Source organism: Bartonella sp. AP65SXKL (assembly GCF_042195725.1).
Taxonomy (GTDB): Bacteria; Pseudomonadota; Alphaproteobacteria; order Rhizobiales; family Rhizobiaceae; genus Bartonella.
Map to the genome: position 1 here is coordinate 86239 of NZ_JBHIOW010000004.1, position 15003 is coordinate 101241.

Annotated in this window: 10 protein-coding genes and 4 pseudogenes; 9 read left to right on the top strand and 5 right to left on the bottom strand. The window is 39.1% G+C overall.

What is annotated here, in order from left to right; translation table 11 throughout:
* The first annotated feature begins 423 nt into the window (after positions 1–423).
* The 4 genes from ACFIMP_RS03880 (at position 424) to ACFIMP_RS03895 (ending at position 4665) form a co-directional block, all read left to right on the top strand.
* Complete coding sequence (locus ACFIMP_RS03880; protein WP_375632092.1) at positions 424–1617, top strand: phosphoglycerate kinase; 1194 nt, start codon at positions 424–426, stop codon at positions 1615–1617.
* A gap of 107 nt (positions 1618–1724) precedes the next feature.
* Positions 1725–2756, top strand: a complete 1032-nt coding sequence (locus ACFIMP_RS03885) for a class I fructose-bisphosphate aldolase (protein ID WP_375662196.1) — start codon at positions 1725–1727, stop codon at positions 2754–2756.
* Between the two features lie 660 nt (positions 2757–3416).
* Positions 3417–3854, top strand: a complete 438-nt coding sequence (locus ACFIMP_RS03890; protein ID WP_375686014.1) for a hypothetical protein — start codon at positions 3417–3419, stop codon at positions 3852–3854.
* 688 nt (positions 3855–4542) lie between these two features.
* Entirely contained in the window at positions 4543–4665 is a 123-nt protein-coding gene (locus tag ACFIMP_RS03895) for a hypothetical protein (protein WP_375628678.1), read from the top strand.
* Positions 4666–5855: 1190 nt separating this feature from the next.
* Here ACFIMP_RS03895 and ACFIMP_RS03900 read toward each other — a convergent pair.
* Positions 5856–7646 (bottom strand): ABC transporter transmembrane domain-containing protein, encoded by a 1791-nt coding sequence (locus tag ACFIMP_RS03900; protein WP_375686015.1) that lies wholly within the window; start codon positions 7644–7646, stop codon positions 5856–5858.
* A 186-nt stretch (positions 7647–7832) separates the two neighbouring features.
* On the opposite strand from ACFIMP_RS03900, the gene rpmE reads away from it, so the two are divergent.
* The 5 genes and pseudogenes from rpmE to ACFIMP_RS03925 all read left to right on the top strand — a co-directional run bounded on the left by rpmE (position 7833) and on the right by ACFIMP_RS03925 (position 11833).
* Positions 7833–8054, top strand: a complete 222-nt coding sequence (gene rpmE / locus ACFIMP_RS03905; RefSeq protein WP_005774581.1) for a 50S ribosomal protein L31 — start codon at positions 7833–7835, stop codon at positions 8052–8054.
* A 254-nt stretch (positions 8055–8308) separates the two neighbouring features.
* Positions 8309–8548, top strand: a pseudogene (locus tag ACFIMP_RS03910) (ATP-binding cassette domain-containing protein); the annotation flags it as partial.
* 224 nt (positions 8549–8772) lie between these two features.
* Positions 8773–9001, top strand: a pseudogene (locus ACFIMP_RS03915) (ABC transporter); the annotation flags it as partial.
* 929 nt (positions 9002–9930) lie between these two features.
* On the top strand, positions 9931–10098 hold the full coding sequence (locus ACFIMP_RS03920; RefSeq protein WP_273790483.1) for a hypothetical protein: 168 nt from the start codon (positions 9931–9933) through the stop codon (positions 10096–10098).
* Positions 10058–11833 carry a coiled-coil domain-containing protein gene (locus ACFIMP_RS03925; protein ID WP_375686016.1) on the top strand — a complete coding sequence of 592 codons (1776 nt, stop codon included), beginning with the start codon at positions 10058–10060 and terminating at the stop codon, positions 11831–11833. The genes ACFIMP_RS03920 and ACFIMP_RS03925 overlap by 41 nt, the downstream gene beginning before the upstream one ends.
* A 122-nt stretch (positions 11834–11955) precedes the next feature.
* Here the strand turns inward: ACFIMP_RS03925 and ACFIMP_RS03930 are convergent.
* From ACFIMP_RS03930 to ACFIMP_RS03945, 4 genes and pseudogenes are all read right to left on the bottom strand, one after another.
* Positions 11956–12678, bottom strand: a pseudogene (locus ACFIMP_RS03930) (inositol monophosphatase family protein); the annotation flags it as partial.
* Between the two features lie 21 nt (positions 12679–12699).
* On the bottom strand, positions 12700–13491 hold the full coding sequence (locus ACFIMP_RS03935) for an inositol monophosphatase family protein (protein WP_375617860.1): 792 nt from the start codon (positions 13489–13491) through the stop codon (positions 12700–12702).
* An 11-nt stretch (positions 13492–13502) separates the two neighbouring features.
* Complete coding sequence (gene efp / locus ACFIMP_RS03940; protein WP_015856958.1) at positions 13503–14078, bottom strand: elongation factor P; 576 nt, start codon at positions 14076–14078, stop codon at positions 13503–13505.
* A 461-nt stretch (positions 14079–14539) separates the two neighbouring features.
* A pseudogene (locus ACFIMP_RS03945) lies at positions 14540–14890 on the bottom strand (helix-turn-helix domain-containing protein).
* Positions 14891–15003 lie beyond the last annotated feature (113 nt).

A 15003-nucleotide genomic window follows, 5' to 3' on the forward strand; every position in this document is an offset into this window, starting at 1 on the left:
AGAGAGAAGAGGCTATTGAAACATTGATGATGTATTTTGTTTTAATACTGTGTCAATACGTGCTTTTAAAAGATGAATGAAAGAGTAAACTTTAAAAAGTAAGATCTGAACGAGATACCCTTTGAGAAAACGTTAGAAAACAGGAGATGTAAACTCTTTTTCCTAGAAGTAAAAGGAAGCTTTAATAGAGATCAAGTTGAGCCAATGCATTTGTTTGCCACAATGGAATATGAAGATTAAGAGCAATGGTGGGCTTTTGTACATTTGACGATAAAAGCTTTGGCTTTTCAAACAGAGGGTGAGAGATGGGCTGTCGTGGATCTCTTGTAAAAGCAAAGAGGGGGGGATAAGTGGAAAGAAAAGTGGGCAGGGTTGTTGGATGCGTTTTTATTTGAAACAATGGAAAGTGAAGAGGAAGCAGTGATGGGGTTTCGTACACTTGATGATGTTGATGTTTTGGGTAAACGTGTTCTGGTGCGCGTAGATTTTAATGTTCCTATGGCGCAAGGTAAGGTATGCGATGAGACGCGTCTTGTACGACATAAAGAGACACTCGTTGAGCTACAAAAGCGTGGTGCTAAACTTATTCTGCTTTCTCATTGTGGTCGCCCCAAAGGAAAGGTAGAGCAAGAGTTTTCACTCCGTCCTGTTGTGCAAGTGCTGGAAAAGATCATTAATCAGCCGGTTGCTTTTGCTCCTGACTGTATCGGTTCGGCGGTGCAGGTTGCAGTTGAGTCATTACAAAATGGTGGTGTTTTACTGCTTGAAAATGTTCGTTTTTATGCTGGTGAAGAAAAGAATGATTGTTCTTTTGCAGAAGCTTTGGCTCATAATGGAGATCTCTATGTCAATGATGCTTTTTCAGTTTCTCATCGTGCCCATGCTTCGGTGGAGGGAATAACGCATTTGTTGCCTTCTTATGCAGGACGCTCTTTGCAAGGTGAATTGCAGGCATTAGAAAAAGGACTTGGCAATCCAGCACGTCCTGTGGTTGCCCTTGTGGGAGGAGCAAAGGTTTCTAGTAAGCTTTTTGTGCTCAATCATTTGGTGGAAAAAGTTGACTCCTTAATTATTGGTGGGGGGATGGCTAACAGTTTTTTAGCAGCGCAAGGTATCCATGTAGGGAAATCACTGTGTGAACATGCATTGATGGAAACGATAAAAAAAATTATTAAAAAAGCGCGAGAGTGTCACTGTACGCTTCTGCTCCCTCAGGATGCTGTTGTGGGATTTCGTTTTGAAAAAGATGCACCGCATCGTCTTTATGACATTGAAGATATTCCACAAGATGGCATGATATTGGATATTGGGACGCGCTCTATTGCGCATATCAATGCTGCGATAGATGAAGCTGCTACTCTTGTGTGGAATGGACCCCTTGGTGTTTTTGAGATGCCTCCCTTTGATAAGGGAACCATTGCCGTTGCACGCCATGCAGCAGAACGTAGTTTGACGGGAAAGTTGGTTTCAATTGCGGGAGGGGGCGATACGGTTTTTGCCCTTAATCATGCCGGTGTTGCCAATGATTTTACTTATCTCTCAACTGCTGGAGGAGCTTTTTTGGAATGGATGGAAGGTAAGGTTCTTCCTGGTATTCTTGCCCTTATGCAGGCTTAAAGGGCTTCTTTGAAGGGGAAGGTTAAAGAAAAACTATACGGTCGTGTAGAGTGTTTTGATAGTGTTGCGCATTTTTAGAAATTAAGACAAAATAAGAGGAATTTTTTATGAATGAACGGCTTGAAGATATTGCACTTGCTTTGGTGCATGCGGGTAAAGGTATTTTGGCGGCAGATGAAAGTACGGCGACCATTGGAAAGCGTTTTGAAAGCATTGGTGTTGAATCCAATGAAGATAAGCGCCGTGCTTATCGTGAAATGCTTTTTAGTACAAAAGAAGCGATGGAAAACGCCATCTCTGGGGTTATTTTATTTGATGAAACCATTCGGCAAAAAGCATCAACTGGGAAAATGTTGACGGATCTTATTCGGGATTCAGGCGCTTTGCCAGGGATTAAAGTTGATACCGGTGCAAAACCCTTGGCTGCTTTTCCCCAAGAAACAATTACCGAAGGGTTGGATGGTCTTCGTGAGCGGCTAAAAGATTATTATGCTTTGGGAGCACGTTTTGCTAAATGGCGTGCGGTAATTGCTATTGATGAATACACTTTGCCAACAAGAGGCGCCATAAGACAAAATGCACAAGCTCTTGCACGCTATGCTGCCTTATGTCAGGAGTTCAATATTGTGCCCATTGTTGAGCCGGAAGTGTTGATGGATGGATCATCGTGTGGGCATTCAATTACACGCTGCTTTGAGGTGACACGCACTGTTTTGCAGGCTGTCTTTAAAGAATTGTTTGAAGCTCGTGTTCTTTTGGAGGGGATGATTTTAAAGCCCAATATGGTGATTGATGGAAAGGATGCACGCAAGGCTTCTGTTGAAGAAGTTGCTGAAAAGACCGTCCAAGTGCTTAAACAGACTGTTCCTGCCGCTGTTCCCGGAATTGCTTTTCTTTCTGGAGGGCAGTCTGATCAGGAAGCAACGGCGCATTTATCTGCTATGAATTCTTTGGGCGTATTGCCTTGGAAATTGACCTTTTCCTATGGACGCGCATTGCAAGCAGCTGCCTTAAAAGCATGGGCAGGAAAAGATGAAAATATTGCTGTTGCACAGAAGGCATTTCGTCATCGCGCTCGGATGAACCATCTTGCGGCTTTGGGACAATGGACAAAAGAACAAGAAAAAGCGTGCGATTGAAGCACAAGCTCTGTTCTTAAATGCGGGGAGATTTTGCATGTTTCTGCGTGATTTTAGGTGCCCTCATCATGATAAGAATGGCGGGGGCATTTTAGGCTTGAAAGCTTTCTCAGAGAGTTTTTTCCTTGGACCTTTTAAAAGTCTTTAATGGGTGCTATCGAGAGATAAGATTGCGGGAGAGGTGCAATTTCGAGAAGGGGAGATAATGCTAGGAAATTTGTGAGTGCACAGCACTTTAGTATGGTGTCGTTCATGGGTGGGCACTTGCTTTTTGAGTGAAAATCATAAAGCTCATACTGTATTGAAGAGTTTGATATTGTGATATTTTTTCTTTTTCATGTTATCATTACTTGTCATCGGCAGAATTCATTTGATTGCAGTTTCAAAGGTGGATTAAGCGGGTAGATTAGAAAGTTGCGATTTCTGAGCGGATTGGAATACAGCTTATGAAGCTTCTCTACGTCAGGATAGCTTCCTCTTCAATGGGGGTAGTTTTTCTATTAACGAGCGAATTGAATAACTCTTGCGAAAGAAAATAGATTTGCACCTCAATAAAACACCTATTTTTTCATTAAAATGGATAAATTTTTCTTGTATTTTTTGATGATATAATTACAAATGTCTAACTTCATAGCATCTTGGCTTAAAACGGGGGGAGTTGTGGACGGTATATCTTCTAAAAATAACAGTATATCTTCTAAGAATACAAGCATCAAAAGAAAAAATCGATACGCAGAACAGAGCTTTTCTGCAATTATGATGCGAAAATTGTGCAATATGGTGCGTGGGGTATTCGAAGGGATCTTTACAGTATTTACTTTCACAATTTTTCTTATCCTGTTCAACATACGTGGACCGGTTCATGCCGTACTAAGCTTCTTTTCGGGTGCGAGTGGATTAGCGTGCTTTTTCTTTTTTGTCGGATACTACTTACAACGCCGCGAAGCAACAGCAGATGAAGCCGGTATATCGCTCACATTAATCTTAGCAATTGGTGAAGGCGTTTTTTCTATTTGCTGCATGTATGCTATGTGGGGTTACGACGCTCTCTTATTCCGTTTAGCACCTCCTGGGTATGTTCTTATTCTCCCTGAATAAATAGAGTGCAATTCGTTTGCATACAAATAAAAATGAGAGGCTGTCTGCCTCTCAAATTCTTAATAATCGCTCTCCAAAATCATAACATCAAACCCGCTTTTAATGAAGGGACTAACAAGCCTTGGGTCCTTAAGCCTCAAGGCAACCCTTTACAAGGGCGGTGCGCCTAACGGCATCCTTGACCTTGAGACACCCAAACGGCTTATGAACAAACTCTCTTATTAAGCCACATCATCTTTTATTCTTCTCATGCGGTTCTGAAATCATGATATAAAGGGCAAGCTTCTCATCGTGCCTAAATGGTAACTTATCGTGTGTTAAATGGAAAAATGAGAAAAAGCATCTTTATGCAATATAATCCAATTATGATTTTTTGATTTGAAGATAAAGGGTTTAAAGTTCTACAAGACTGATACGATAAAGGGGGGAAGTTGCCTATCTTAGAAACTAAGGCGTATTTTAGGTGCTCTTGATATAGCTATCTCACCAAATGGTTTTGAAGACTTATCCTTTTAGCTCTATTCACTAAAAGGTCATTTTGAGGGGGCTTGGCTAATGAATGTAAAGGAAAATTAGCATGTAATATTTCGCTTTTCTGGTATAGATGCTGAATGAGTTAATTATCGAGAGGATCACTGAAGAGGGAGCGCTAAAAAATGATGAAAATCCTCCGTACTTCGGTGAATTCGTGGTTGAAGATATAATCGTAGAACTTGGCTTATCTGTTCCTGAAACAGTTGAATGGTTTGAAATGGTTAGGGTGTCAGTTCTGCATATGCTTGGCTCGCTATACAAAAAAATTATGATTTAGTGCAAGCTTTTAAACATAAATACCCTAAAGATATATCTTCTTTGTATATGTTCTTATCATCGTTAATGTGCCTTCTTAAAGCATGATAGGGGGTGCTATAAAGTTGAGGGCTGTAAAATATATGGGGCTTGGAGGGGGTGAGAAGATGGTGTTCAATCGAAGTACTCTATCCTTATTTTTATGGGCTATGCCTGAAAGAGAGAGCTGGAGAGACAATTTATGAGCAAAGAGAACGGTGTTTTGAGGTTGCGGTGTCTGCAAGAGCAGAACAGTGATCGTGGTGATATTTACAAACAATAAATTTGATAAAATTTTACAATTTTGCCAAAAGCCGGTTTATTATAAAAGCTGTTGCTCATGTGCTCTCACAAAGTTATAAGAAGCCCAAAAGTGCTAAAAAAGTCTTTGCTCTTTTTCAATAATATGAATCTGCAAACAATATTCAAAAAGTGTTCGTGTGTTTGAAAGAGAATAAAAGGATATTCTTGCAATAGAGAGAAGCGTATTTGTGAATTACAATTTGTCATGATTTTCGGTAAACACTATTGTTTAGAGCGGTGAGAGAGGGCATGAAAAAATTTTCATATTCAGTTTTTTTAAAGAGTGTGGTCAGTCTTTAGGGTAGTGCTTGTGTCCCTAGAGCCTATCAAGTGAGCCGCGTAAGGGTTTCAGCAAGCGAGCACCATTATACTCTTTGCCAGCGTATACTCTTTTGTCAGCGCCCCAATGTTTTGACAGCCCTTAGAACGTAAAGGGGCAAGAGAGGTATTTTATTCCTTTCTTGTACCGTTTCACTTCACACGCCAACTCTGCTTGTGATGAGCAAGCCAAGAGATTTTGTTTGACTCACTATGAGGGTTTGACATGAGAAAATCCTATGGTATTCATGATCTTTCATGAAAAACAATGAATTGTCATTATAAATCAACGTGACAGTGCTGTTATGAAGAGAACTCCTTGCACATCTTAATAGCCCATAGAGATTTAACTGGGTATTATTTTATATTCTGTACACAGAAGTGTCTTTATAAAAATACTCCATCTTGCGCAGAAAAAAGAACAGCCCGTTAAAAAAGAAAAACATCTCAATGCTTGCTTTTCTTTTTTCCATGAGAGATTTAAATTGATAAGCCTGTCTGAAAAAAGTGCTGTTTATGCCCTTAAAGATATTGCTCTTGTATCAAGATTACTTATTCGGGTGAAAATTGCAATTTTGCGAGGTAAGCATAAACGCCATTTTTTGCCACAAGTTCGGCATGGGTTCCTTCTTCCACAAGGGCGCCTTTATCCATAACAAGAATGCGATCTGCTTTTAAAATTGTTGCCAAACGATGTGCAATGACCAAGGTTGTGCGGTTTTGCATCAACCCTTCTAAGGCGTCTTGCACCAACTTTTCACTGTTTGCATCTAAAGCAGATGTTGCTTCATCAAGCAGCAACAGGGGTGCATTTCTTAAAATTGCCCGCGCAATACCAATGCGTTGTTTTTGTCCCCCAGAAAGCATGGTACCGCGTTCTCCTACTTGCGTATCCAAGCCATCTGGTAAAGCTTGAATAAATTCAAGTGCATTAGCCGTTTTAGCAGCAGCAAGGATTTCTTCTTCATGGGTATTTTCAGTTCCAAAAATAATATTATCACGCAATGTTCCATCAAAAATAGCAACATCTTGTGGAACATAGGAAATTGCACTGCGTAAATCTTGTAAAGAAAGGCGATTAATTTCTATGCCATCCAACCGAATTGTTCCATTTGTTGGATCATAAAAACGAAGGATCAAAGAAAAAATGCTGCTTTTTCCTGCTCCGGAAGCCCCAACAAAAGCAACCGTTTCGCCTGCTTTTACAGAAAATGAAAGCGAGCGTAAAACCTTCTCTTGTGGTCTAGAAGGATAGGTAAAATCAACCTGATCAAAAACAAGTTCACCTCGAACAGGTTGCTCTAATGATAAAGCATTTTTAGGAGCTACAATAGTAGGTTGTTCTTGTAACAATTCGGCAAGCCGTTCAGCAGCGCCTGCTGCTTGGATTAATTCTGCTCCCAGTTCCGATAATTGCGCAAAAGTAGAAGCTCCAAAAACCGCATAAAGGACAAATTGCCCTAATGTCCCTCCTGTCATCGTTCCATTCAAAACATCACGCGATCCAATCCATAAAACAGCAACCACACTGCTAAAAACCAAAAAAATTGCAAACCCCGTAAAAAAGGAGCGCAAGATTACAGAAGCACGTGCTGTTTGAAAAGCACGTTCTATCAATTGTGAAAAACGTATTGTAACGAGTTTTTCAGCGGTAAAAGCTTGCACAGTGCGAATAGCACTTACCTGCTCTGTAGCAACAGCATTGGCATCTGCGAGACGATCTTGCGCCGCGCGGGTACGAGAGCGAACTTTACGTCCAAAGACTACCAAGGGAATGGCCACAACAGGAATAGCCGCTAAAACCAACAAAGACAATTTAGCATTGGTGATCACCATCATCACGACGGCTCCGATCACGATAATCAGCTGACGCAATGCGGTAGAGGCGGTAGAGCCCACAGCTAATTTTATTTGTGTGGTATCTGTTAGAAGCCTTGAAACAATCTCTCCTGAATGTGATCGATCAAAAAAAGCAGGAGAAAGTTTCATAATATGGACAAACACATCACGCCGTAAATCGGCAACAATCCGTTCTCCTAAGGTGATAACACAGTAATAACGGGCTGCTGAAGCAAATGCGAGAAACAAGGCTAAGATAAACAAAATTCCAAAGTAAAAATTAATATGTCCATGGCTTGAAGTAGAAAACCCATGATCAAACATTTGGCGGATAGCCACAGGCAAAGCTAATGTGACAAGAGCAGCAACAGATAATGCTAGAAAAGCAAAGATAAACAACCAACGATAGCGCAAAATATAGGGAACAAAAATTGCAAGCGAAGAGAATGAAGATTTTTTAGGGGAAGACTTTGTCGATTTTTCTGAACGAGAACGTAATGTCATAAAATTTTGCTCACTGTATTGGATTTGTAACACTTGATACAATGATGTATCTTGAACACTTGTTTTTTGATGCGTGCTCAGTTATAGGAATAAATACTTTAATCAATGTATCAAAAAGACAAAGGAAGTGCACTTAAAAAAACAAGCAAGTGCTATTTCATTCTATAAACGCAAAAGGTTTGACGCATGAAAGCGAATATTCACCCCAATTATCATAAAATTACCGTTGTTATGACGGATGGAACCCAATATACGACGCGCTCTACTTGGGGAAAAGAAGGCGATACTCTTAATCTAGATATTGATCCAAGAACGCATCCGGCATGGACAGGTGGCTCCCAAACGCTTGTAGATCGTGGTGGTCGTCTTTCTAAATTCAAAAATCGTTTTGGTAATATTGGCATGTAAAAGCCTCCTCTTTATGGGGTACAAGGGTTTTAAACAAATCGATTGCAAACGATGAGTTTTTGATCCTATCAAAGAGTGCACTTTAAATATTAATTCAAAAACGCATCCGACATAAACAGATGGGTCTTAAACACTTATAAATCATTGTGGTTGCGTTTTTTAAATTAAAAAATCATTTTGAATATATGCATAAATCCTTTCTTCCCTAGAGTATAAAGACTTGAAATAAAATAATTGCAAACTTTTCTTCTTTTTTTGGAACTGAACATACCCATGGAGAGGAAATTTTTGCCGCTTCTAAAGCTGCCAATGTATTTGAATTTATTCAAGCTTTACCAGATGGCTTGGATACGCAAGTAGAAGAACGTGGTACTATGCTTTCTGGGGGGCAAAAACAACGCATTGGTATTGCACTGGCGATTTTAAGAAATGCAGCCCTCTTGTTGCAAGCCGGCACCGTCATTATATTTGCCAACTCGTGGATGTTGCTACAGCCCTTGGCACTTGAGATAATTTATTATAGGCATTTTAAGTTCTTTCTTAATAGTTTTTTATTCACGCGGGCTTTCCCCGCTTGGTACGTGCAAAAGGCATGGTTTTGGTTGGTTCACCATGAAACATGGTTTGAAATGAGAGAATCCTACGGTATTCGGGATTCTCATTCAACATACAAGACAATGAATTATTATTATAAATCAAAGTATTACTATTTGATTAAGCAACATTTTCTTTAGATGCAAACAGTGAAAAGTTGGTGCAAGATACCTTAGAAGGATTGATACAAAATCCTAAATCCTGGTCATTGCACATCGTTTGGCAACAATTTTAAAAGCTAATCGTATTCTCGTGATAGATAAAGGCGCTTTTGTGGAAGAAGGAACACACAACTCATTATAAAAAATAATGTTTATGCGCATTTGGCTCAACTGCAATTTTCATCTGAGTAAGTGATCTTGATACAAGAGCAGTATCTTTAAGGGCATAAACAGTATTCTTTTCAGACAGGCTTATCAATTTGAAACTCTCATGGAAAAAAGAAAGGCAAGCATTGAGGTGTTTTTCTTTTTTAACGGGCTGTTCTTTTTTCTGCCTGACATTTTTATAAAGACACTTCTGTGTATAGAATGTAAAACGATGCCACGTTAATCTCTATGAATAATTAAGGGGAGAGCTCTCTTTATAACAGTATCTTCACGTTGATTTATAAGGATAACTCATTGTTTTTCATGAGAGATCTTACATGGAATTTCTCGTTTCAAATTTGGTTATGTTGCATTAGTCAAAACCATGTCTCTTGCATGCTGCAAGCAGAGAGAGCTCGCGTGAAGTAAAAACACTTAAAGAAAGAATAAGTCCTCTTTATGAATCGTCTCAAGTTTCAAGGGCTATCACAACGGGGGGCGCTGGCATAAGAGTATGATGGTGCTGGGCTACTTAAAGAAGAACTGCTAAATAGGCAGAGGCGCTTTTTATTGATGTTATAAAACAGTGCGAACAAAGCACGCAGTTTGTTTTGCTGTTTGGTTGAGTTAAGGTTTTTATTACTTTGAAAATCAATATTTCATGGATCATGCATTTTGAGGGCTTATAAGGCTTTTCTTTAAAGTACATAAATCATTAGAGCAGTACAATTAAATACAAATTGTTTTATTTTACCAGAAAAATATCTATATTTTGTGTATTGTTTTTATTAAAATATAATATGTAGTTATTTTCAAATCAGATGTACACACAATGATACAATATCGAGAGATCGATAAAAGAGCTGCGTTAAATATTGGTGGGAATAAAAGAGAGCAAGAATGGAAGAAGACATAAAATTGGCAATAGCTTTCATAATAGCTATAATTAAGGTCATTTGGAAATGGGGGAAAAAATGTGGGAGTGTAAGATGCGGCGTTATGATTTTCTGCATCATATGGATGGGGAAGTCGTGGTATTCGGGATACTCAGTGGATTTTTTGTTCGGTTTGGCAATGATAGTGTGTTGTGGGGGAAGCTTAATGCTTGCATTGGCAATTTATCAGAACAAGCATTTAACTAAACAACTTGAGCAAAAAGAGCAAGAGTGCGCTGGATATCAAGATATTATTGCTCAAGGGGAACAGAAATGTCTTCAATTGACTGAACAACTTGAGAAAAAAAAGCAAGAGTGCGTTGGATATCAAGATATTATTGCACAAGGGGCATATAAGTGTCTTCAATTGACTGATCAACTTGAGCAAAAAGCGCAAGAGTGCGCTGGATATCAAGATATTATTGCACAATGGGAACAGAAGTGTCTTCAATTGACTGACCAACTTGAGCGAAAAGAGCAAGATTGCGCTGGACATCAAGATATTATTGCACAATGGGAACAGAAGTGTCTTCAATTGACTGACCAACTTGAGCAAAAAGAGCAAGATTGCGCTGGATATCAAGCTATTATTGCACAAGGGGAACAGAAGTGTCTTCAATTGACTGAACAACTTGAGCGAAAAGAGCAAGAATGCGCTGGATATCAAGATATTATTGCACAAGGGGAACAGAAGTGTCTTCAATTGACTGAACGACTTGAGCGAAAAGAGCAAGAATGCGCTGGATATCAAGATATTATTGCACAAGGGGAACAGAAGTGTCTTCAATTGACTGAACGACTTGAGCAAAAAGAGCAAGAATGCGCTGGATATCAAGATATTATTGCACAAGGGGAACAAAGGCTTGTTAAAAAAACTCAAAAAATATCGCAGGAATGGTTGAAACAATGGGATGAGGGAGTAAGGCTATGGGAAAGAGACGTACTGGGGATAAAAAATCCTAGGGAAGATATGAAATTCAGTGGAGATCGGCTTCCATTGGTAAAGGATATTTGTGTTCGAGGGGATCACAAAGTGCGTTTATTGTACAAGCAAGCACTTGGAAAAAAACTTACTTATGAACATTACAAAAAAATATGTAGTCTCTTGGATACCTCATATTTTAGGAAATTTTTTGTAAAAGCAGTGCGATTAATGAGCAAGAATGGAATAACTCTGCAAAAGTTTGTAGATCCTCTTACGAACAAAAAACGGAGTCAACCTACGATGTTATTACTTCATTGGTGGTTATATGTTCTTGATGATATGATTACAGCTGAATGCAAACAGCACCAAAAGGAAAACTTTACAGGGGAGGATGAAAAGAAAAAATTTACAGATACTTTGTGGGACAACATATCTATAAGTATAGAACACAAAGAGATAGAGAAAATGCTAAAGCTTTCGGAATCTTGGTCTGGTGAGTGTACTTTATTATTATATTGTAAAAAGAATGTGTTGTTGTTGTTGTGTGATATTTCCAGTGATTATAAGGAGGCAAGAGAAACTTTCATTTACTATAAGAAGCTTATTAAAACAGTGAAAAAAGGCTATGTTGCCTTTGATAATGGTTGCCATTCTGTCACAGTTAGAGATGTAATCAATACTTGTAAAGAGAATGACACAAATAGAGCAAAAAAGCTTTCCATTGTTGAAGGGAATCCAACATTTGAAGAAGCTTACAAATTAGGCGTTAAAGAGTGGATGAAATCATCAAATGAGAAATGCGATAACCGATTGATCTTTTGGGAGAAGCTTGTTGAGGAAAAAAAGTTAAAAGAAAAATTAAAAATTATCTTCGGTAATGAGAAGGTAAAGGCGCTGAAAGAGGTTGTTGAAAAAGATAAAGAGCAGCTTGCAAGTGAAATGCAGAAAGCAATTTTGGAAAACAAAGATTTTTGTTACTATAAATCTCGAGAGTATTTCATAGACTATCTGAGATAATGGTTAAATGAAGGGGGGGGAATGGCTGTATAAATCAATGGATTTGCTAAAATTTCTGTTGTCATGTAGAGGTGAAAACTATGAGAGGCATATGTGATAGCCCTTAGCAGAGAGGGGATATTTTAAATTATAGTCAATCTTTTTTGCTGTGTAGGCGGTGATTTCTTAAGAGAAGTAGGGGAGAATGTTGGCTTCTGATGTCGTTGTTGCTTCTTGGGGCGTTTTGTTGTGATGATATTTTTTTTGCGAAATATATCGCTGCCGCCTTCTTTATCGGTGACAAAACCACCGGCTTCACGAACCATCAGTATTCCAGCAGCCATATCCCAAATTTGCAGGTTATCTTCCCAAAAGCTATCGGTTCTGCCAGAAGCAACATAAGCTAAATCAAGAGCAGCAGCACCAAAACGGTGAAGTCCGGCAACTTCCATCATTATATTGCGTAATTCAATAAGATAGGTTCCATGATTTGGGCGACCAAAATGAGGCATTCCCGTGGCAATGACACAATCTTCCAGTCTGCGTCGAGCAGAAACGCGACAGCGTCGGTTATTGAAAAAAGCACCATACCCGCGTTCTGCGGTGAAGAGTTCATCACTCACGGGATTGTAAATGACACCAGCAACGATTTTTCCTTGGCTTTCTAAGGCAATGGAAACAGCAAAAAAGGAATGCCATGGAGAAAATTTGTGGTGCCATCTCAAAGGGTCAACAATAAAACGGTGTTGTGAATCTTCTCCAGTGATTTCTTCTGACTCTTCCATCAGAAAACCAAATTTGGGGTGCGCTTTGCTTAATTCATTTAAAATAATTTTTTCCGCTTTGCGATCTGCTTGGCTGAGGTAATCTGCTGGATTTTTTTAGGCTTAAATGCCTTTTTTGAGGGTTTTTTCTAATTTTAGGCGAATGTGTTCATTGCCGGCAATGATATTTTTTTTGCGAAATATATTGTTGCCGCCTTCTTTATCGGTGACAAAACCACCGGCTTCACGAACCATCAATATTCCAGCAGCCATATCCCAAATTTGCAGGTTATCTTCCCAAAAGCCATCGGTTCTTCCAGCAGCCACATAAGCTAAATCAAGAGCAGCAGCACCAAAACGGCGAAGTCCGGCAACCTCTGCCATCACATTACGTAATTCAATAAGGTAGGTTCCATGATTTGGGCGACCAAAATGAGGCATTCCTGTGGCAATGACACAATCTTCTAGTCTGCGTCGAGCAGAAACGCGACAGCGGCGGTCATTGAAAAAAGCACCACACCCGCGTTCTGCGGTAAAGAGTTCATCACTCACGGGATTGTAAATGACACCACCAACGATTTTTCCTTGGCTTTCTAAGGCAATGGAAACAGCAAAAAAAGGAATGCCATGGAGAAAATTTGTAGTACCATCTAAAGGGTCAACAATAAAACGGTGTTGTGAATCTTCTCCAATGATTTCTTCAGACTCTTCCATCAGAAAACCAAATTTGGGGCGCGCTTTGCTTAATTCATTGAAAATAATTTTTTCCGCTTTGCGATCTGCTTGGCTGACATAATCTGCTGGTCCTTTCAAAGACACTTGCAAATTTTGCACTTCACCGTAATCACGTACCAACGAGCGTCCTGCTTTCATTGCAGCTTGCACCATGACATTCATGACTGCAGAATGGGCCATTTTTTATTCCTTTATTTATCTTTTTCATTTGCACGACGCAAATAAATCAACTCATTGGTGTCTACAATGATACGTTCACCAGCATTCATAAAAGGGGGAACAAGAATACGAATTCCGTTTTCAAGAATGGCGGGTTTATAAGAGGAGGTAACCGTTTGTCCTTTGATGGCAGGATCGGCTTCTGCAATCGTGACAGCAACTTGATCAGGAAGTGAGATGCCAATAGGCTTTTCTTGATAAAGTTCAACTGTGACTGTCATCCCATCTTGGAGAAAAGCAGCACGTTCACCAACAAAATCCTTTTGAAGTTCTAGTTGTTCATAAGATTCTGAATCCATAAAGACCAAAGCATCCCCTTGTTGATAAAGAAATGTGAAATCCTTTTGTTCAAGGCGCACGCGTTCAACCGTCTCAGCAGCACGAAATCGCTCATTAAGTTTTGTACCATCAATCAAATTTTTCATTTCAACTTGGTTAAATGCACCACCTTTTCCTGGTTTTACAGCGTTGCATTTAACTGCAACCCATAAGCTTCCTTGATGTTCGATCACATTACCAGGGCGAATTTCATTGCCATTAATTTTCATCGTTTCTATCCAATTCTATTCTTGCAAAAAGAACTCTCTTGTTGTCTTTATGGCGCTTTTCTTTGCTGCCTTTAACAGTCAAGCTCTTTTGTTATTTTCGGGCTAAAATCCCTTTGATTAACCTTGCTGCTCTCTCATGGTCCTGTGTGCTCTTTATGGGCTTTCTCCTGCTTTTTGCAAAGAGAAAAGCTTAAGTAAAAAAGGACCTTTATGTATTTTTGCTTTTCAGCTCTTTGCAAGACCATAAAAAGCGCTCAGACGCAAGCTTTTTAAAAATTTGCACAAAAATTTTTTAGAATTTTTGGGGAAATTTATCCCGTTGTGTCGTAAAATATCATCATTGATGGCAATGATATAATTGATGGTAATGATATAAGTTCCCTAAAACCATGAGGTGTTTTTAATTAAGAATATGTGAATACGGAGTTTATTATGAGTGTCTCATGGGATAGAGCGTGGTGTTAGCTTTCATTTTGATCAGAGAGTAATTGTAAAAAGGCTCTTTGTTTTATCGAGGTTAGGACTCTAAATTTTTTTAAAAGCAGGTATTTTTCTGTACTTGATGCGATTTCATCATGGTGGTATGGGGGCTGTTGTTTTGTTAAGATATCAGCATAGAAAAAGGAAAGTGGAACATTTGAGATAGCGGCAATTTATTTTAAGCGCCCTGCGCTGACACGATTTAAGCCGTTTTCATATTTCTGGATTTGTTGGAAAGTGGCACCTAAATGTTAACCTAATGTTTTTTGAGACATTTTAAGCATTTTTCGTCTCAAACGAATTTTTTTGCCAATGAATTTGCCACTGAAAATGTCGTTATAAGGATTTTACCAAGCCCCTAGAAAATGCTACACGGGATATAGAAAACTCTTCAGCTGCTTCAATCACAGATAGTCCAAGTTTTGCATTTACATCTTCGCGTAAC